Source organism: Streptomyces sp. NPDC059816, assembly GCF_042732055.1.
In the GTDB taxonomy this organism is placed as follows: domain Bacteria; phylum Actinomycetota; class Actinomycetes; order Streptomycetales; family Streptomycetaceae; genus Streptomyces.
The window spans coordinates 1-19,465 of record NZ_JBHWIQ010000051.1; the positions used below are offsets into that span (position 1 = coordinate 1).

The following is a 19,465-nucleotide window of genomic DNA, read 5'->3' on the forward strand; positions in this document are numbered from 1 at the left end:
GGTGGCGTTGCGTTCTCGTGCGGTGGGGGTGTTGGCGGGGCGGGGTGGTATGGCGTCGGTGGGGTTGTCGGTGGGTGTGGTGCGTGGGCGTCTTGTGGGGTGGGGTGGTCGGTTGTCGGTGGCGGCGGTGAACGGTCCGTTGTCGACGGTGGTTTCGGGTGATGCGGATGCGGTCGTGGGCTTGGTGGAGGAGTTGGTGGGGGAGGGGGTGCGGGCGCGGTTGGTCGAGGTGGATTACGCGTCGCATTCTTCGCACGTGGAGGAGATTCGTGCCCAGTTGCTCGCCGATCTGGAGGGCATCGTCCCGCGGTCGGGTTCGGTGCCGTTCTTCTCGAGCGTGACCGGTGGTCTGTTGGACACGAAGGTCCTGGACGCTGAGTACTGGTATCGGAATCTGCGGGAGACCGTCGAGTTCGAGAAGGCGACGGAATCGCTGTTGGCCGAGGGGTTCCGGTACTTCATCGAGGTTGCTCCGCATCCGGTGTTGGGGGTTGCGGTGGGGGAGTCGGCGGAGGCGGCGGGTGTGGATGTTGCGGTGTTGGGGACGTTGCGGCGGGGTGAGGGTGGGGTGGAGCAGGTGCTCCGTGCGGTGGGCCGTGCCTGGGAGTGCGGGCTGGAAGTGGACTGGTCGGAGGCGTTCCCGGGGGCGCGGCGGGTGGACCTGCCGACGTACGCCTTCCAACGCAGCCGCTACTGGCCCGAGCCGGCGCCCATCACGGCCGCCGATGTGGGCTCCGCCGGGCTCGACCCCGCCAACCACCCCGTCCTCGGAGCAGCCACCGAGCTGGCCGACACGGGTGAACTGCTGCTCAGCGGTCGGTTGTCGCTGCGCACCCACCCCTGGCTCGCCGACCACGCCGTGGCCGGCACGGTCCTGCTGCCCGGCGCGGCCTTCGCGGAACTCGCCGTACGCGCCGCGGACGAGGCCGGATGCCGTTCGGTGGAGGAACTGACGCTCCAGTCACCCCTGTTGATACCGGGCGACACCGCCGTCCGCCTGCAAGTACGGGTCGGCGCCGCGGACGCGCACGGCAGCCGTTCCCTGGACCTGTTCTCCTGCCGTGAAGACGCGAAGACCCCGCACTGGACGGCGCACGCCACCGGCGTACTCACCGCCGACGCCGCGCCGCGCAAGCCGTCACCCGCACCGGACGACCCCGGCTCCTGGCCCCCGCCCGGCGCCGTCCCGATCCCCGTCGACGACCTGTACGCGCGGTTCCACGCCTCCGGCTACGGCTACGGACCCGCCTTCCGCGGGCTCACCAGTGCCTGGCGCCGAGGCGACGAGATCTTCACCGAGGTGCACCTGCCCGAGGACCAGCACCGGTCCGCCTCCGCCTTCGGCCTGCACCCCGCCCTCCTGGACGCCGCCCTCCAGGGACTGTTCCTGCGCGCCGGGCCGGAGACCGGGCAGGGCCCGGACCGGCCGTCCGTCGGACTGCCGTTCTCCTGGAGCGGAGTCAGACTGCATGCCGGCGCGGCCACCGCGCTCAGGGTACGGCTCGGCTTCCGGGCGGACGGGGCGGTGGCGATCGACGCGACCGACCCGAACGGCCTGCCGGTCGCGTCGGTCGAGGCGCTCGCCGTCCGCCCGATCGATCTCGACGCCCTCCGCCCGCGCGGCGGCGCGGAATCCCTCTACCGGCTCCAGTGGTCGGCGGCGCCCGACACCGCACCAGCCGGCTCCCCCGGACACTGGGCCGTCCTCGGCGGCCGGCGGTTCTTCCCGGACAGCCATCCGGACCTGGCCGCGCTCGGTGCCGCGCTGGACGGGGGAGCACCATCGCCCGCCGCGGTGTTGGCCTGGTGCGACCACACCCCGCACCTCCCGTCCCCGCCCGACGCCGCATCCGTACACACCGCACTGGACGGCGCCCTGCGGCTCGTCCAGGACTGGCTGGCCGACCCGCGTTGGGACGACGGCGCCCGGCTCGTCGTCGTCACGCGGGGCGCGGTCTCCACGACAGTCGGTGAGGAGGTCACCGACCTCACCGGCGCCGCCGTCCGCGGCCTCGTCCGCTCCGCCCAGTCCGAGCACCCGGACCGCTTCCTGCTGATCGACACCGACGACCCGGCCGCCGTGACCGGTCTGCTGCCCCGGGCACTTGCCGGAACGGAACCCCAACTGGCGATACGCGGCGGCCACCTCCTCGCCGCCCGTCTCACCAGGGCCAGCATCACCACGGAACCGACCCCGGGCACGGACGCGCTTGCGGAACCGGACACCCCGTCCAGCATCGCCGGGCCCGGGGGAACGGTCCTCGTCACCGGCGCCGGCGGCGCGCTCGGCGGCCTGATGGCCCGGCACCTCGTGACCGTGCACGGCGTGCGGAACCTGCTGCTCGTCGGCAGGCGCGGCGCGGACGCCCCGGGCCTGGCCGACCTCGCCGCGGAACTGCGCGGGCTCGGCGCCCGGGTGGACGTGCAGGCGTGTGACGTCGCCGACCGGGACGCGCTCGCCGCCCTGCTCGCCGGCATCCCCGCCGGCCGTCCGCTGAAGGCGGTCGTCCACGCGGCAGGCGTCCTGGACGACGGGACGGTGGAGTCGCTGACCCCCGCGAGGATGCGCCACGTACTGCGGCCCAAGGTCGACGCGGCTCTCCACCTGCACGCCCTCACTCGTGATCTGCCCTTGTCGGCCTTCGTCCTGTTCTCCTCCGCGTCCGCCACGGTCGGCAACGCCGGTCAGGGCAACTACGCCGCGGCCAACGCCTTCCTCGACGCGCTCGCCCAGCACCGCCGGGCCCTGGAACTACCTGCCCAGTCACTTGCCTGGGGCCTGTGGGAACGCCGCAGCACCATGACCGGGACACTGACCGCCGCCGATCTGCGGCGCATGTCCCGGGGCGGCACGGCGGCCATCAGCAGCGAGGAAGGTCTGGCGCTGTTCGACGCGGCCCTCACCCTGGGCGAACCGCTGCTCGTGCCGGTCAGGATCGACCTCGGCCGGCTTCGGGCGGCGGCACGGACCGCACCCGTCCCGGCCCTGCTCTCCGCCCTGGTCCCCGGCACCGTACGCCGCCCCGCCTCCGGGGCGGACGCCGCCGAAGCCGACTCACTGCGCCGCCGGCTGACCGGCCTCACCCCGGAGGAACGCGTCGCCGTCCTGCTCGACCTGGTACGGAGCCGGGGCGCCGACGTCCTCGGTCACGGCGGAGCCGGGACCATCGACCCGGACCAGCCGTTCAAGGACCTCGGCTTCGATTCGCTCACCTCCGTCGAACTCCGCAACCGGCTCGGCGCCGCCACCGGCTGCCGGCTGCCGGCGACCCTGGTCTTCGACCAGCCCACCCCTGCCGCCGTCGCCGCCTACCTCGCCGGGCGCCTGGTACCCGACGGGCCGGGTGGCACCGCCGCCACCGGGAAGGACGCCGGACCGCCGGACCGGGCGGACCGGGCGGACCGCGAGATCAGTTCCCTGCTCGCCACGATTCCCCCCGCCGCACTGCGCCGGGCCGGTCTTCTCGACGCCCTCCTGGACCTCGCCCATCGACCGGAGGCACCGGCTCCCGCCGCCGACGACATCGCGGGCATGGCCGTCGACGAGCTCGTTCGGATGGCCCTGGGCAGCGAACGTGACTGACCGACAGCCGCAGAAGGAGAAGCCGAACCCCATGCCCACCGACACGGACCAGGTGGTCGCCGCCCTGCGCGCCTCGCTGCGGGACAACCAGCGCCTGCGGCAGGAGAACCAACGGCTCCGCGACGACTTCGCCGAGCCCGTCGCCATCGTGGCGATGAGCTGCCGCTACCCCGGCGGGGTGCGCACCCCGGAAGACCTGTGGGAGCTGCTGGTCAAGGAACGCGACGCGGTCTCGCCGTTCCCCACCGACCGCGGCTGGGACGTCGAGGGCGGCTTCGACGCGGACCCCGACGCCCCCGGCACGTTCTACGTCCGGGAAGGCGGCTTCCTCCACGACGCGACCGGCTTCGACCCCGGCTTCTTCGGCATCTCCCCGCGCGAGGCCCTGGCCATGGACCCGCAGCAGCGGCTGCTGCTGGAAGCGTCCTGGGAAGCGGTGGAACGCGCGGGCATCGACCCGACGACCCTGCGCGGCAGCCGCACCGGCGTCTACACCGGGGTGATCTACGGCGAGTACGCGTCCCGGCTCGACCGGGTGCCCGACGAGGTGGAAGGCTTCCTCGGCACCGGCAGCATCCCGAGCGTCGCGTCGGGCCGGATCGCCTACACCCTGGGACTGGAAGGTCCGGCGGTCACCCTGGACACCGCCTGCTCGTCCTCCTTGGTCGCCGTCCACCTCGCCTGCCAAGGACTGCGCTCCGGCGACACCACCCTGGCCCTGGCCGGTGGAGTGACCGTGATGTCCACCCCCGGGCTGTACATCGGATTCAGCCGCCAGCGCGGCCTGGCACCCGACGGGCGCAGCAAGTCCTTCTCCTCCGCAGCGGACGGAGCCGGGTTCGGGGAGGGGCTGGGCCTGCTCCTGCTGGAACGGCTCTCGGACGCCCAGCGCGCGGGGCATCCCGTCCTGGCCGTCATCCGGGGCTCGGCAGTCAACCAGGACGGTGCCAGCAACGGACTGACCGCCCCGAACGGGCCCGCGCAGCAGCGGGTGATCCGTGCGGCGTTGGCGGACGCGGGGTTGTCGGGGTCGGAGGTGGACATGGTGGAGGCGCACGGCACCGGCACCGTGCTCGGCGACCCGATCGAGGCGCAGGCCCTGCTGGCCACGTACGGCCAGGACCGGCCCGCCGGGCGTCCGCTGCGGTTGGGATCGCTGAAGTCCAACCTGTCCCACACCCAGGCCGCCGCGGGCGTCGGCGGGGTGATCAAGTCGGTGCTGGCGATACGGCACGGAGTGATGCCGCGCACCCTGCACGTCGACCGCCCCTCAGCCCGCGTCGACTGGACCGAGGGAGCCGTCTGTCTGCTCACCGAGGCCGCCCCTTGGCCGGAGACGGACCGACCGCGCCGGGCCGGGGTGTCCTCCTTCGGCGCCAGCGGGACCAACGCCCACCTCATCCTCGAACAGGCCCCCACTGCACCGACCGAGGCAACGGTCGCCACCGACAAGCCGGTTGACCCGCCCGTCACACCGGGACCGCCGCCCGCCGCCGTCTCCTGGATACTGTCGGCGCGCACTCCGGACGCACTGCGCGCCCAGGCGACGGCGCTGCACGAGCGGGTGGTGGCGGAACCGGATCTGAGCGTGGTGGACGTGGGGCGTTCGCTGGTGGTGGGACGTGCGCGGTTCGCGGAGCGTGCCGTGGTGGTGGGGGCGGACCGGGGCGAGCTGCTGGCCGGTGTCGCCGCCCTGTCGCGGGGCGTCGGCTCGGCGGACGTGGTGGCCGGCGGTGGACAGCTGCCGGGGCGGTCGGTGCTCGTTTTCCCGGGCCACGGCTCGCAATGGGTGGGGATGGCAGCGGGACTGCTGGGCGAGTCGGAGGTCTTCGCGGAACGGATGGCGGAGTGCGGGCGGGCCCTGGCGCCTTACGTCGACTGGTCGTTGGCGAAGGCGTTGGGTTCGGAGCGGCTGCTGGCGCGGGTCGACGTGGTGCAGCCGGTGCTGTGGGCAGTGATGGTGTCGCTGGCGGAGGTGTGGCGTGCGTTCGGCGTCGTCCCGGACGCCGTGGTCGGCCATTCCCAGGGCGAGATCTCGGCCGCCTGCGTGGCGGGTGGTCTGAGCCTCGATGACGGCGCCCGCGTGGTCGCGCTGCGTTCCCGTGCGGTGGGGGCGCTGGCGGGCCGCGGTGGCATGGCCTCGGTCCCGTTGCCGGTGGACGTGGTGCTGCGGCGCACCGTCCCGTGGGCGGGCCGGCTGTCGGTGGCCGCGGTCAACGGCCCCTCGTCGACGGTGGTGTCGGGCGACGCAGAGGCGGTCACGGCACTGGTGGAGGAACTCCTCGAAGAAGGGGTGTGGGCGAGCCCCATCGAGGTCGACTACGCGTCGCACTCCTCACACGTGGCGGAGATCCGCGAACGCCTGCTGTCCGACCTGGACGGCATCGCCCCCCGCTCGGGAGCGGTGCCGTACTACTCCAGTGTGACCGGCGGTCTGCTGGACACGAAGGCATTGGACGCCGAGTACTGGTACCGCAACCTCTTGCAGACGGTCGAGTTCGAGCGGGCGACCCGCTCGCTCCTTGCGGCCGGGCACCGCGTCTTCATCGAGTCCAGCCCCCAGCCCGCCCTGATGTACGGGATCGAGGACACGGCCGCCGACGCGGGCGCCCCGGAGACGCTGGTGCTCGACACCTTGCGGCGCGGGGCCGGAGGGCTCCGCCGGCTTCAGACCGCCCTCGCCGAGGCACACGTCCGGGGCCTGCGCGTCGACTGGGAGCGGCTGTTCGCAGGAACGGACGCACAGCGGGTGGACCTGCCGACCTACGCCTTCCAACGACGCCGCTACTGGCTCGACGCCCTGCCGGCCGACCGGGACCCGGCGTCCACCGGCCAGTCCGCCGTGGACCATCCGCTGCTCGGCGCCGCGGTCGAACTGCCCGACGACGCGGGCACCCTCTTCACCGGCCGGATCTCTGCGGCCACCCATCCCTGGCTTGCCGACCACGCCGTGGCCGGAGCCGTGATCCTGCCCGGCGCGGCCCTCGTGGAACTGGCCGCGCACGTGGGCCGCCGCCTCGGCTGCGCTTTCGTCGAGGAACTGACCCTCGCCGCTCCGCTGCTGCTGCCCGGCGACGCCGACGACGACCACGCCGTGCACCTGCGCGTACGGGTGGGTGCCGAGGACGGCACGGGGCGGCGCCCGGTGGAGTTCCACTCCCGCCCCGAGGCCGCCGCCGACGTCGCCGCCCCGCCCTGGACCCGGCACGCGACCGGCACGGTCGGCACCCAGGACCCCTCGGCCGACGGGAACGACACGGCCGAACAGACCGGCGCGTGGCCCCCGCCCGGCGCCGTCCCGCTGGACGTGGACGAACTGTACGGGCTGCTCGAAGCCCGGGGCGTCGCCTACGGCCCGGCGTTCCGGGGCCTGCGCGCCGCCTGGCGCACCACGGACGCGATCCACGCCGAAGTGGCCCTGCCCGACGACCTCCCCGGCATCGGAGCGGACGGGTACGCAGTGCACCCGGCCCTCCTGGACGCAGCCCTCCAGACGGCGGGTCTGCGCGAGAGCGCCGGGGCCGAGGAGCCCGCCGACGGCGTCCCCCTGCCGTTCTCCTGGCAGCGCGTCGCCATCGGGACCTCCGACGCGCCGGTCCTGCGCGTCCGGCTGCGTCCCGACGGCCCCGACACCGTCGCCGCGCGGATCACCGACCCGTCGGGGCATGTCGTTGCGACGGTCGGCTCGCTCACGTTGCGGACGGCGTCCACCGCGGCACTGCGGGCGTCCTCCGGCTCCGTCTTCCACGTCGCCTGGACGCCGATCACCGCCGGGCCCGGCCCGCGCCCGGTCACCCGCTGGGGCCTCCTCGGCCCGCGGGACGAGCGGCTGCTGCCGGTCGGTTTCCCCGCCGAACCCCTGTCCGACACACCCGACGCGATGCTGCTGGCCTGCCCCCCGTCCGCTCCCACCGGGCCCGCGGCCGGTACGACGGGGGACGCCTCCACCCGGGAGGTGGATCCCGAGGCGGTGCACCGGGTCGTGTCCGGGGTGCTGGACCGCCTCCAAGCCCACCTGGCCGACGACGCCACCGCCGGTACGCCCCTGGTGGTACTCACCCGGGGGGCGGGCCCGCTCGCCGCGCGACCGGCAGACCTCGGCGCGGCGGCCGTCTGGGGCATGCTCAGGGCCGCTCAACTCGAACACCCCGACCGGTTCGTGCTGCTGGACACCGAAGAGCCGGACCCGCAGGGTCTCGGCGACGCGCTCGCCGGCCTCCTCGCCACCGGCGAACCGCAGGCGGCCCTGCGCGGCGGCGTCCTGTACGCGCCCCGCCTGGTCCGGCCGCCCGCCACCACGGCCACCACGGCCCCCGCCCCCGCCCCCGCGCCGGCGCCGGCGACCGGGCCGGCCGGCCCGTTCGGGCCGTCCGAAGGGACCGTACTGCTGAGCGGCGGCGGCGCGCTCGCGGCCGTCCTGGCACGCCAGCTGGTCGCCGCCCACGGGGTACGCCACCTCCGCGTGCTCAGTCGCCGCGGCGACGCCGCCCCGGGCGTACCGGAACTGACGGCGGAGCTGGCCGAGGCCGGAGCCGAACTCATCGCCGCCAGCTGTGATGTGTCGGACCGTCAGGCCCTGGCCGCTGCGCTCGCGGCCATCCCCGAACGCCATCCGCTGTGCGCCGTGGTCCACACCGCGGGAGTGCTCGACGACGGTCTGCTGGACGGGCTGACGGGGGAGCGGACGGCCGCTGTCCTGCGGCCCAAGCTCGACGCGGCCTGCCACCTCGACCAGCTGACGCGCGGGGCGGACCTCTCGGCGTTCGTCGTCTTCTCCTCCGCCGCGGGCGTGCTGGGCAGCCCCGGTCAGGCGTCCTACGCGGCCGCCAACGCCGCGCTCGACGCCCTCATTGCGGAACGCCGACGGCTCGACCTCCCCGGCCTGTCCCTGGCCTGGGGGCCCTGGGAGCGGGTCAGCGGGATGACGGCGGAGCACAGCGGCGCCGAACGACGGCGCATCGACCGGCGCGGCGCCCGCGGCCTTTCCGACGAGGCGGCCATGGCGCTGCTGAACACGGTGTGCGCCGCGGACGCCGCCCCGCCGGGAGACGGGAGCCCCGTCGTCCTGGCCCACCTCGACCTCACCGTGCGCGGCGACGGCCCGGTGCACCCGATGCTGCGCTCCTTGGTCCGGCGCGGCCCGACCGCGACGACCGGGACGAAGGACACGCCGACCGCCGCCGCAGCACTGCGGCGGCGGCTCGCCGCCGCCGACTCACAGGAGTCCGAGCTGGTCCTGCGTGAACTCGTCCTCGCCCAGGCCGCCGAAGTCCTCGGCCACACCGACTCCGGGGCGCTGTCCGCGACGGTGCCCTTCCTCTCCGTCGGATTCGACTCGTTGACCGCGGTCGAGCTCCGCAACCGGCTGGCCGCCCTTACCGGACTACGGCTACGGCCCTCCGCCGTCTTCGACAGCGGCACGCCTGCCGGGCTCGCGGCACGCCTCGCCACCGAGGCCCGTACGGACGACACTCCCCGGCCCGAAACGGCACCCACCCGCGGCGCCGCCGCATCCGGTACCGACACCGACGACCCGGTGAGCGTGCTGTTCCGCCGCGCCTGCGAACTCGGTCGGATCGACGAGGGCATCGCCCTGCTCAAGAACGCCTCCGCCCTCCGCCCGGCCTTCCACAGCGGCAACGATCTCGCTGCCGCCGGCACCGGCCCGCGGCTGCTGCGTCTGAACGAGCGCGCCGACGCCCCGGTACTCGTCTGCTTCGGCTCCGTCGTCGCCCTCGGCGGCGCCCACCAGTACGCCCGCTTCGCCTCCCGCTTCCGGGACCGCTACGCCGTCGCCGCCCTGGACGCCCCCGGATTCACCCCCGAGGAGGAACTGCCCGCCGACATGACGGCCCTGCTGGACTTCCAGGCGACGAAGCTGCTCCAGGAACTGCCCGGACGGACGCTCGTGCTGGCCGGCTCCTCCTCCGGCGGCACGCTCGCCCACGGAGTGGCCGCCGCGCTGGAGCAGCGCGGCAGGGGCCCGGCAGCCGTGGTGCTGCTGGACACCTACCTCTCCGACAACAAGGGCATCACCCAGTTCAACGACGTCCTGTTGGGCGGCATGTTCGCCCGAGAGAACAGGGCGGCCCCGATGGACGGAACCCGGCTGACCGCGATGGGCGGCTACTTCCGCCTGCTCGACGACTGGAACCCGCCCGTGGTCCGCGCCCCGCTGCTGCTGGTGCGCGCCTCCACCCCGCTCGGCCGCCCGTCCGCCGAAGCCGGTGACTGGCGCTCGTCCTGGGCCGGTGCCGACACCGTCGTCGACGTTCCCGGAGACCACTTCTCGATCATGGAACAGCACGTCGCGACCACCGGAGACGCCGTCGCCGACTGGCTCGGCACCACCCTCCACACCCCTGACGACCTGTGAAGACGAAGGAGAACCCGTTGACCGCAGCCCCGCACGACGACCCACCCCCGCGGCCCGCCCTCGCCGTGCTGGGAGCCGGGGTGATGGGCGTGGGCATCACCGCCCTCGCCCTCGGACACGGCCGGCCGGTCCATCTGGTCGACATCGACCAGGAACGGCTCGACGGAGCCGCGGACCTGATCGACGGCGAACTCCGGCTGGCCGAGCTGATGGGCGCCCTGCCCGCCGGGACGCCCCTCGGCGCCCTGACCACCGGCACCTCGCTCAAGGCCGTCGCCAAAGCCACCGCCGTCATCGAGGCGGTCACCGAGAACGCAGCGATCAAAGCCGCCGTACTGTCCGAGGTCTCCGGACTGGTCCGGCCCGGAACCCTGCTGATCACCAACACCTCCTCCATCCCCGTCGACGAACTGGCCGGGGCCCTGGAACGACCGGAGGAACTGGTCGGCACCCACTTCATGAACCCGCCCTACCTGATCGGAACCGCCGAGGTGGTCCGCGGCGCCAGGACCGAGGACCCCGCGATGGCCGCCGTGGCGGCCCTGCTCGCTGCGCTCAGGCGGCGGGCGGTGGTCGTCCGGGACGCACCCGGCTTCGTCACCAGCCGCATCCTGCACCCGATGATCAACGACGCGGCCCGGGTCGTGGAGGAAGGCACGGCGACCGTCGAGGACGTCGACGCACTGATGCAGGGCTGCCTGGGACACCCCACCGGCCCGCTGCGCACCGCGGACCTGATCGGCATCGACAACCTCGTCGATTCCCTCACCGTGCTCCACGAACGGACCGGCGACGACGGCTGCCGTCCCACCGCACTGCTGCTCCGGCTGGTCCACGAGGGCCGGCTGGGCCGCAAGTCCGGGGCCGGCTTCTACGACTACACCTGATCACCCCGCCGAGGAGACGGCCATGACCGCAGCGAACACGCCCAACACCCACGACCTGGAGAAGGAACTGCTGGAATTCCTGGCGGAACGCACCAAAACCGCATGGGACGCCGACACCGACCTGTTCGGCGACGGCGGCCTGTCGTCCCTGTTCGCCATGCAGGTGGTGGTGCACCTGGAGAAGACCTACACCATCGCCGTCCGCGGCGCGGACCTGCGACTGGACAACTTCCGCACCGTACGGCGGATGGCCGAGCTGGTGGACCGGCTCCGGGCGCCCGGAGCCGGAGGTCGGCATGGGTGAGGACCTGAGCGGTGCCACGACCTCCGTCACCCTGCGGGTCGGAGACCTGCCGGCAAAGTGGGACCGGACCGGCCTCATCCCGCTGGACCTGCTCCGCGACTTGGGAGCCGAGGGCCGACTGTGCGCCGAAGTACCCGAGCAGTACGGCGGCTGGGGGCTCAGCAGCATGCACAGCGGCGCGTACACCGCCCACGTGGGCGGCCTGTGCAGCTCGCTGCGCAGCGTGATGACCTCCCAGGGCATGGCGGCGTGGACGATCCAACGCCTGGGCACCGCCGAGCAGTCGGCCGCCCACCTGCCCCGGCTGACCGGCGGCGGACTGGCGGCCGTCGGCTTCAGTGAACCCGGCGCCGGCAGCGACCTCGCGGCGATGACGACGACCGTCCGCCGCGACGGCGACGCGGTCGTCGTCGACGGACACAAGAAGTGGGTGACCGCCGCCCACTACGCCGACCTGCTGGTCGTCGTCGGCCGCTACGACGAAGACGGCGACGGCGACGGCGCGGTGGCCGTCGTGGTGCCCACCGAGACGCCCGGCGTCAGGATCGAGCGGATCGACGCCCCGCTCGGCTGCCGCGCGGCCGGACACGCGGACGTCCACCTCGACGGCGTGCGGTTGCCTGCCGAGAGCGTCCTCGGCGGTCACGGGCTGCCGATCGCCCTGCTGGTGACGACCGCGCTGGCCTACGGGCGGATGTCCGTCGCCTGGGGGTGCGTGGGCATCCTGCGGGCCTGTCTGGCGGCGGCCACCGCGCACGCCGCCGGACGGGAGCAGTTCGGCAGCCCGATCGCGGAGCACCAGCTCGTCGCCGGGCACATAGCCGACCTCTACACGGCCGAGCAGGTGGCCACCCGGGCCTGCGAGCACGCCAGTCGCTGCTGGGACGAGGGGGCACCGGACCAGGTGGTGGCTACCGTACTGGCCAAGCACGTCAGCGCGACCCAGGCCGCCCGGGGGGCGGCGACGGCCGTCCAGGTGCTGGCCTCGGCCGGGTCCCGGGACGGGCACACGGTGGCCCGGGCGTACCGGGACGCCAAGCTGATGGAGATCATCGAAGGCAGCAACGAACTGTGCCGGCTGATGCTGGCCCAGCACGCCCTCTCCGCTCCGGGGGCATCGTGAGCGTGCCCGCGTCCGACGAGACGAGGAAGAAGGACATGGCCGAGACCGTCAAGTGCCTGGTCTGGGACCTGGACGACACCCTCTGGCAGGGCACCCTGCTGGAGGACGGCGAGGTGCACCTGCCGAACGAGGTGCGCAAGGTGGTGATCGAGCTCGACTCCCGCGGCATCCTCCAGTCCATCGCCAGCCGCAACGACCACGAGCACGCCTGGGCCCGGCTGGAGGCGTTCGGCTTGGCCGAGTACTTCGTCCTCCCGGAGATCGGGTGGGGCGCCAAGTCCGCATCGGTGCGCCGGATAGGCGACCGGCTGAACTTCGCGCTCACGACCATCGCCTTCATCGACGACCGGCCCGCCGAACGGGCCGAAGTGGCCTTCCACCTGCCTGACGTACGGTGCTACCCGGCCGAGCAGGTCTTCACCCTCCCCGACCTCGCCGAGTTCACCCCCACGACCAGCACCGTCGATTCCCGGCAGCGCCGCCGGATGTACCAGGCGGGCTTCCGCCGCGAGGCCGAGCGGGCGACCGCCACCGGCCCCGACGAGGAGTTCCTGCGCTCCCTGGACCTGCGGATGCGCATCGGCCGGGCCACCGGCGAGGAGCTCTCCCGGGTCGAGGAACTCTCCCTGCGCACCAGCCAGATGAACGCGACCGGGGTCCACTACCCGGACGCGGTGCTGCGCGGCCTGATCACCGACCCCCGGCACGAGGTCCTGGTGGTCACGCTCACCGACCGGTTCGGCCCGCACGGCGCGATCGGCGTCCTGCTGCTGGAGCGGCACCCGGGTCTGTGGCACCTCAAGCTGCTCGCCACCTCCTGCCGGGTCGTCGCCTACGGTGCCGGCGCGACCCTGCTGAACTGGCTGGCCGACGGCGCCGCCCGGTCCGGAGTCCACCTGGTGGCGGACTTCCGGGCGACCGAACGCAACCGGATGATGGAGATCGCCTACCGGTTCGCCGGCTTCGAGGGGCTGGACGAAGCCCCGTGCCCGTGCGCCGCTGTCCTCGTACCGGTTCCGGAGGGCACCGGACTCCAGCGCCTGCACCTGGTCCCCTGCCCGCGCGTGGTGTCTGCCGTCATGAGCGTGCACGCACCCGACCTGAGCACGCCGGAAGGCGGTCCGGGAACGTCGTGACCACCGCAGCTGCGGCCCGCGGCCCTCAACGCTTGCGGACGAGTGTGATCCCGTCGGCCATCACCAGCAGCGACAGCTCCACCCGAGGGTCCTCGTGCAGCATCCGGTTCAGAGCCCGGACCCCGGCGGTCTCCGCGTCCACGGCGGCCGGGTCGACGACCCGGCCGAAGAAGAGGGTGTTGTCGACCACGATCAGCCCCCCGGCGCGTAGCAGTGCCAGCGACGTCTCGTAGTAGCGGACGTAGTTGGCCTTGTCCGCGTCGATGAACACCAGATCGAAGCTCTCCGGCCCGCGCTCCGCCAGCAGCGCGTCCAGGGTCGCGGCGGCATCGCCGATCCGCAGGTCGATCCGCGAGTCGACCCCGTCCCGCTTCCAGAAGTCGGCGCCGATGGCCGGCCACCGGTCGTCGATGTCACAGGACACCAGTAGACCGTCGGCCGGGAGCGCGCGGGCCATGCACAGGGTGCTGTACCCGGTGAAGGTGCCGATCTCCAGCACCGCCCGAGCCCCCGTCAACCCAACCAACAGGGCGAGCAGTTGGCCCTCCTCCGCCATCACCTGCATGGCGGTCCCGCCCGGTAGGTCCGCGGTGGTCTCCCGCAACTCCTTGAGCAGGTCGTCGTCACGGAGGGAGACCTCCCGGACGTAGGCGAGCAGGTCGGGGGAGGCTGCTGTCTGGTCGGCCATGGTGCGGGTGTCCTCTCGAAGGGGGGCGGGTCGAAGGAGAACGAGGCGAAAGGGATCGGGGCGAGGGCCTTCGGGTGTCCGTCGCCGGACCACAGGGACGGTCACACGGCGCGCATGTACGGGTGATCGTGCTGCCGTACGGCGACCGCCTCCGCCCGCTCGCGGGCGTACGCGTGAAGCAGCGCGTCCAGCCCGTAGAGGCCCCCCGCCGGCGCACCCAACAGATGCGCGCCGACCAGGGAGTCCAGGGCCTCCTCGGCCTGCGCCTCGGAGCAGCCGAACATCACCGCGACCTTGCTGCTGGAGACCGAGGATGCTCCGTCGGCCCCCAGCACGGCCAACACCTCGGCAGGGTCGATTCCGGCCGGCACCGTCCGCCGGAGCTCGGCGACCTCGGCGTCGAGGCAGGGCCGGACACCGAAGTCGCCCGCGCACAGTTCGTCCAGCGGTCGCGGGGCCTCCGTGAGCCGCCGGGCCAGGTGCCCGATGCTCCAGTGGGGGCGCTCCAGCAGTCGGGTCCCCGCGATCCGGATCGCCAGCGGCAGGCCCGCGCAGACCGTCACCACCGTACGGGCCGCCCGTGGTTCTCCACCGACCCTGGCCGGGCCGACGATGCTGCCCAACAGCTCCAGCGACCCGGCCTCGTCCAACGGGCCGAGCAGAAAGGTGCGCGCCCCCTCCAGATCAGCCAGCCGCCGCCGGCTGGTCACCAGCAGCCTGCTGCTCCCGCTGCCCGGTATCAGCGGTCGCACCTGCGTGGCGCTGGAGGCGTTGTCGAGTACCACCAGCAGCCGGCGGCCCGCGGTGAGCGAACGGTAGAGGCTCTCTCGTTCCGACTGCTCCCCCGGGATCTCGTCCCGGGGCACACCGAGGTCCGCCAGGAACCGCGGCAGCACCGCCCGGGCGGTCAACGGCCGTTCCGCTCCGCCGAGATCCGCATAGAGCTGGCCGTGCACCGAGGAACCGCGCATGGTGTGCGCCGCGTGCAGGGCCAGGGCGGTCTTGCCGACACCACCCCGGCCGGTCACCACCGCCGTCACCACCATGCCCGGGGGCATCATGGCGGTCGTCAGGTGGTGCCGTAACCGCGCCAGCACATCGGAGCGGGCCGACAACGGCAGCGGCACCGAGGGAAGCTGCGCCGGATCGGGCCAGCCGGACCGTTCCCGGGCAGCGGCCGGCGTCGGCGTGACGGCTGCCTCCGGGGCCGATGCGCGCTGCACCAGCGGGTCAGGCGTACGAGGCCGGTCGTGGGCCGAGAGGACGTGCCGGTGGACCTCGCGCAGTTCGGCGCTCGGCTCGGCCCCGAGCTGTTCGACGAGCAGCACCCGGGTGCTCCGGTACAGCTCCAGGGCCTCCGACTGCCGTCCCGAGCGGAACAGCGCCAGCATCAGCTTGCTCACCAGGGCCTCCTGCAAGGGGTGCTTCCGCACCAGTCGCACCAGCTCCGGCACGATCTCGGCGTGCCGCAGTAGCGCCAGCTCCGTGTCGAACCGCAGCTCCGTGGTCTGTGAGCGAAGCTCCTGGAGGTAGCGGCCCTCCACATCACGCAGCGTCCGCGACGGGATGTCCGCCAGCGGCTCCTCGCGCCACAGGGCCAGTGCCTCGGCCAGCGCGGCGGAGGAGCCCTCCAGGTCTCCGCGCTCGGCCAGCTGCGCCGCACGCCGACGGTGGGCGGTGAACTGCCCGAGATCGCTCTCGTGCTCGCCGAGTTCGAGGAGGTAGCCGGGTGCCCGGGTGAGGATGCGGGCGGAGGCGTGCTTGCCCAGCGACTGCCGTAGCCGCATCACGTAGGTGCGGACGGTCGCGGCGGCACTCGGCGGCGTTACGCCGTCCCAGACGTATTCGGCGATGTGGTCGACCGAGATCACCCGATTGGCGTTGAGGAGGAGCGCTGCCATGACCACGCGCTGCCTCGGCGCCGACACGTACACCTCACGCCCGTTCAACCGGACGGAAAGCGGGCCCAGCAACAGGAACTTCAAGGGGGAGTCCTCTTCATCGCACGTCCGGCGGGCAAGACTGCTTCCAGCGTCTTAGGTGACCAAGTAGGGGTCAACGCGCTCCTGCCGTATTTAGATGTATTCCTAGAGCGAGCCTCTTGCGCTCATGCCGGGTTTACGCTGCGCGACACCATCGCGGCGGTCAGGACCGGGCCGCCCACCACGGCCCAGCAGCCGGCCGAGCCGGCCCCATGCCTGCCGGGCGCGCCGCCGCCCGTCGTGACTCCGGCCGGCGCTGTTCCGTCAGGCCGGGCCCGACGCCGTCCCGCACCACGGCGCGCACTCCGGACGACGCGGCACTTCTGTCGGCTCCTTGAGCAGGGGGAAGCGGTTCACCAGCAGCGCTGTCCAGACCGGGTCCGGCCCTCGGTCGTGATGACGCACAGGCGTCGGTACCGTTCCACCGGTTCCCGGTGCTCGCCGCGCAGCCGCACTGGGTCGGACGGATGGGTTCACAGCTCGTGGCTGCCCGGTACCTACATCACAGTCGAGAACTGGTCAGTCAGCAGTTCCCGTGCCCACCTCACGTCCGCGGCCGGCAGCAGCCAGACCGTCTCGTCCACCGGACACACCCCCTCGACCATCGCTGGGTTCCCCGGATGGGCGACTACCGCCCTGCCGTGAGGTGCCCTCGCCTCATCGGCCGGATTCGCAGTGTGCGCTAGGACCGGACCGTTGCCGCAGATTCGGAGCCAAGCGAATCCCACAGGATTCATCTGCACCGCAACGTTCCCGCCATTCACCGGCGAAACAGTCGGAATTGAACGAGGGGACGCGTGGCCGGATATGCGCAGGTGCGTACTTGCTGACATTCCGAGGGGCGTGGCAGGCTGTCATGGGCGGTGCTCGTGACTCGCCGATCACCGTCGTTCGGCGCTCCCAAGCATTAGTGCGTACTGGCCGACCCGCCGGTGCGGAGGATGTCCCACGTGATCACCAAGCATCGCTCGCTGGTCCCGCGCGGATAATTGAGAAAGGAACAAAAGGGCCGACATGACCGCGCTCTCTTTTGACGGCGATCTATGGTGCTGTGGTTTCCCTCCCTCGCCGACGGCCACGCGCCGACTGGTCTGCTCTCCGCACGTCGGGGGCTCGGCGAGCTTCTGCTTTCCGGTATGCGCCGCGCCGTACGGACCGATCGACCTCCTGGCCACGCAGTACCCCGGCATGCGGGACCCCCGGGAGGAACCCGGCGTCCAGGACCTGCACCGCATGGCCGGCGGAGCATCCGAAGAGCTGCGGCGCTGGGACGACTTCCCCTTGACTCCCTTCCGGCACGGCATGGGCGCGCTCGTTGCCTTCGAGGTGGCCCCGCGGATCGAGTGCGCGGCCGGCCGGATCGACCACCTCTTCGTCCCCGGCCTCCCGTGGCCGTCCGTGGCCCGGCCCGGGCCCTCCCGCCCACTCGACGACGGGCATCGCGGCAGAGGTCAATGCCTTGAGCGGCACGGACGCCCGACTCCTGGAGGACGAGGAACTGCTGCGGATGGCGCTGTCCGCGCTGCGCGGCAAGCATCAGGCCCTAGAGGCCGATCGCGACGCCGCGGTCACCTGCCCGGTTGCCGCCGCGGTGGGGGACCAGGGCCCCTGAACTCCGGTCCCCGGTGTCGCGCCCTGGCGCGACCGCACGACGGCGGCGTTCGACCTCAAGGCTCCCGGGCGGGCACTCGTCCCTCGGCAGCCGAGCGAACGAGGTGACCGCATGATCGGTGACCACCTCACCGGCACGCTGCGCACCTGAGACGACGGACGACAGGGAAAGGGGGCCGGGTAGTGACACCGGCAGCGACGTCTGAGGAGATGAAGCCCGCGCCACGGCCGGCGAGGTCCCAGTCCACCGGCGACGCCTGTCCGGCGGGCGGGGGCCCGTCTGCCGGCGCGGGCGTCCGTCGGCTGTCCGCCGTGGACGTCCGGATCCTGGAAGGCGTCGCGGTCGGCACTCCGACCGTCCGGCTGGCGGCATCGCTCTATCTGAGCCGGCAGGGCATCGAGTACCGCATCGGGCTGATGATGCGCGATTTCCAGGCCGCGAACCGGGCCGCTCTGATTTCCCGGGCGCACTCTCTCGGTGTGCTGAGCGTCGGGGCATGGCCACCCCGCGTCCTTCCGGAATTCCTCGAACCCTAGAAGAGGGCGGGGCGCTGTTCCTCGATCTCCCTCCGCGAGGTCCCTCCCGGACGGAGGGTCAAAAGATCCCTTCCGGAGTGGAAAACGAACTCCGCCGATATGATGCCGGGGATTTTCCGACCCTCGAACACCGTAGCGATGTTGCACCAGGAGAAAGGTTGTCGACGGTCCGGCGGCACGCCGGATTCTGCGGCACCGTGCTGCCGAACACCCATTCTCTGTACTACGCCTGGGCCGCCCCCGGAGCGCTGGAGCGACGGGAACTGTTCGAGATGCTGGCCTACTCCCGCGACGCCCCGGAACCGCCTGCTGAACACGGTCCACATGGCCACCGTCTCTTGGGGGCTTCGCGTCACCCAGACGTCCCAGTGTCCCGAGACACGTCGGGTGAGCCCGTGTTCCGGTACGGGGCGAGCGGATCGATCCGGGCTTCGCGCAGTGCGTCGGCCGCTCGTGCCGGGCTGAGGGGCTGCGGCCCGGCCCTGACAAGGGCCTGGGTCAGCACGATGGCCCGGTGCTGACCGAAACTCAGGCCCCGCGTCTGCGGGCGGGAGTCGTCGGACTCCCCTGCGACGGTGACACCGGGGGCGAGACGCCGCGCGAAGACGGAAGTACACCACGAGACCGTCCCGGCGGGGATAGGCGGAGGGGAGGGACAGCACCTTGGCCTCGGGTAGCAGCGGATCTGGTAGTCGTCCAGGCCGCACTGGCCTTTCGCGGTCTGAAAGCACTCCTCGATCGCCCAGCGGGCGCCCGCGACGGCGATCAGCTCGTTGAGGGTGCCCTCGGCGGGCGGGTGGGCGATCTAGTAGGCGATCTTCGTGGGATCAGCGATGCTGCGGCGAGCCAGGACCCAGTGCCTGCGGTCGGGTCGGCGGCAAGGCCGGGCCTCGACACGGGACCAGTCGTAGATCCGCAGGCCGTGGACGCCCTCGCCGCAGGGCCGGCGCTTCCACTTCTGCCGGGGCAGATCGGCCATCAGGTCGTGGAGCGGGTGGTCCAGGGCCCGCCGGGTAGCGACGGTGTCGTGTCGGGTGGTGGCCACGACGTGGAAGACGTCGGCCTGCTCCAACGGACCTTGCAGTCCGGTGGCGCGGACGATGGCCCGATCCGGCGGACTCGTTCGCGAAGTCGGTCCATGCACTGCCGCGCTCAAATCGACGGTTCCACCCTGTGTTCCGTTTGTTCTGCGCGTCTACCGAGGTTGAACTCGTGGTGTCGCAGGAGCCGACGGGCTC

11 protein-coding genes and 2 pseudogenes are annotated in these 19,465 nt (G+C 72.7%); 9 read left to right on the forward strand and 4 right to left on the reverse strand.

Translation table 11 applies throughout. The features are described from left to right. From ACFV88_RS35365 to ACFV88_RS35390, 6 genes are all read left to right on the forward strand, one after another. A partial coding sequence (locus ACFV88_RS35365; protein ID WP_385496312.1) for an SDR family NAD(P)-dependent oxidoreductase occupies positions 1–3,583 on the forward strand: 3,583 nt, incomplete at its 5' end. A 31-nt stretch (positions 3,584–3,614) separates the two neighbouring features. Then, the gene (locus ACFV88_RS35370; RefSeq protein ID WP_385496313.1) at positions 3,615–9,959 is read left to right on the forward strand and encodes a type I polyketide synthase; all 6,345 of its coding nucleotides are present in this window, start codon (positions 3,615–3,617) and stop codon (positions 9,957–9,959) included. A gap of 17 nt (positions 9,960–9,976) precedes the next feature. Then, positions 9,977–10,846 carry a 3-hydroxyacyl-CoA dehydrogenase family protein gene (locus tag ACFV88_RS35375; RefSeq protein ID WP_385496314.1) on the forward strand — a complete coding sequence of 290 codons (870 nt, stop codon included), beginning with the start codon at positions 9,977–9,979 and terminating at the stop codon, positions 10,844–10,846. 22 nt (positions 10,847–10,868) lie between these two features. After that, on the forward strand, positions 10,869–11,150 hold the full coding sequence (locus tag ACFV88_RS35380) for an acyl carrier protein (protein WP_385496315.1): 282 nt from the start codon (positions 10,869–10,871) through the stop codon (positions 11,148–11,150). Then, positions 11,143–12,273, forward strand: coding sequence for an acyl-CoA dehydrogenase family protein (locus tag ACFV88_RS35385; RefSeq protein WP_385496316.1), 1,131 nt, complete (start codon positions 11,143–11,145; stop codon positions 12,271–12,273). Before ACFV88_RS35380 ends, ACFV88_RS35385 begins: the two co-directional genes overlap by 8 nt. A 35-nt stretch (positions 12,274–12,308) precedes the next feature. Continuing rightward, positions 12,309–13,409: an HAD-IIIC family phosphatase gene (locus ACFV88_RS35390; protein ID WP_385496318.1), complete on the forward strand. Its 1,101-nt coding sequence runs from the start codon at positions 12,309–12,311 to the stop codon at positions 13,407–13,409. Between the two features lie 25 nt (positions 13,410–13,434). Here ACFV88_RS35390 and ACFV88_RS35395 read toward each other — a convergent pair whose 3' ends face one another. Further along, positions 13,435–14,097, reverse strand: coding sequence for a class I SAM-dependent methyltransferase (locus ACFV88_RS35395; protein WP_385496319.1), 663 nt, complete (start codon positions 14,095–14,097; stop codon positions 13,435–13,437). Positions 14,098–14,198: 101 nt separating this feature from the next. Further along, positions 14,199–16,082: a BTAD domain-containing putative transcriptional regulator gene (locus ACFV88_RS35400; RefSeq protein ID WP_385496320.1), complete on the reverse strand. Its 1,884-nt coding sequence runs from the start codon at positions 16,080–16,082 to the stop codon at positions 14,199–14,201. A 1,011-nt stretch (positions 16,083–17,093) separates the two neighbouring features. On the opposite strand from ACFV88_RS35400, the pseudogene ACFV88_RS35405 reads away from it, so the two are divergent. The 3 genes and pseudogenes from ACFV88_RS35405 to ACFV88_RS35415 all read left to right on the forward strand — a co-directional run. After that, positions 17,094–17,453 (forward strand): annotated as a pseudogene (locus tag ACFV88_RS35405) (thioesterase II family protein); the annotation flags it as partial. 85 nt (positions 17,454–17,538) lie between these two features. Beyond that, positions 17,539–17,691 carry a hypothetical protein gene (locus tag ACFV88_RS35410; protein ID WP_385496327.1) on the forward strand — a complete coding sequence of 51 codons (153 nt, stop codon included), beginning with the start codon at positions 17,539–17,541 and terminating at the stop codon, positions 17,689–17,691. A 311-nt stretch (positions 17,692–18,002) separates the two neighbouring features. Then, entirely contained in the window at positions 18,003–18,227 is a 225-nt protein-coding gene (locus ACFV88_RS35415) for a LuxR family transcriptional regulator (RefSeq protein ID WP_385496321.1), read from the forward strand. Positions 18,228–18,579: 352 nt separating this feature from the next. On the opposite strand, the gene ACFV88_RS35420 is transcribed toward ACFV88_RS35415, so the two are convergent. After that, positions 18,580–18,912 carry a T3SS effector HopA1 family protein gene (locus ACFV88_RS35420; RefSeq protein ID WP_385496326.1) on the reverse strand — a complete coding sequence of 111 codons (333 nt, stop codon included), beginning with the start codon at positions 18,910–18,912 and terminating at the stop codon, positions 18,580–18,582. Continuing rightward, positions 18,898–19,305 (reverse strand): annotated as a pseudogene (locus ACFV88_RS35425) (IS701 family transposase); the annotation flags it as partial. The pseudogene ACFV88_RS35425 and the gene ACFV88_RS35420, both read right to left, overlap by 15 nt. Positions 19,306–19,465: the final 160 nt, after the last annotated feature.

What these genes read in the sequence shown, in the direction of transcription:
- ACFV88_RS35370 (WP_385496313.1), top strand. Translation starts at nt 3,615, where the DNA reads ATGCCCACCGACACGGACCAGGTGGTCGCCGCCCTGCGCGCCTCGCTG.
- ACFV88_RS35380 (WP_385496315.1), top strand. Translation starts at nt 10,869, where the DNA reads ATGACCGCAGCGAACACGCCCAACACCCACGACCTGGAGAAGGAACTG.
- ACFV88_RS35385 (WP_385496316.1), top strand. Translation starts at nt 11,143, where the DNA reads ATGGGTGAGGACCTGAGCGGTGCCACGACCTCCGTCACCCTGCGGGTC.
- ACFV88_RS35390 (WP_385496318.1), top strand. Translation starts at nt 12,309, where the DNA reads ATGGCCGAGACCGTCAAGTGCCTGGTCTGGGACCTGGACGACACCCTC.
- ACFV88_RS35395 (WP_385496319.1), bottom strand. Translation starts at nt 14,097, where the DNA reads ATGGCCGACCAGACAGCAGCCTCCCCCGACCTGCTCGCCTACGTCCGG.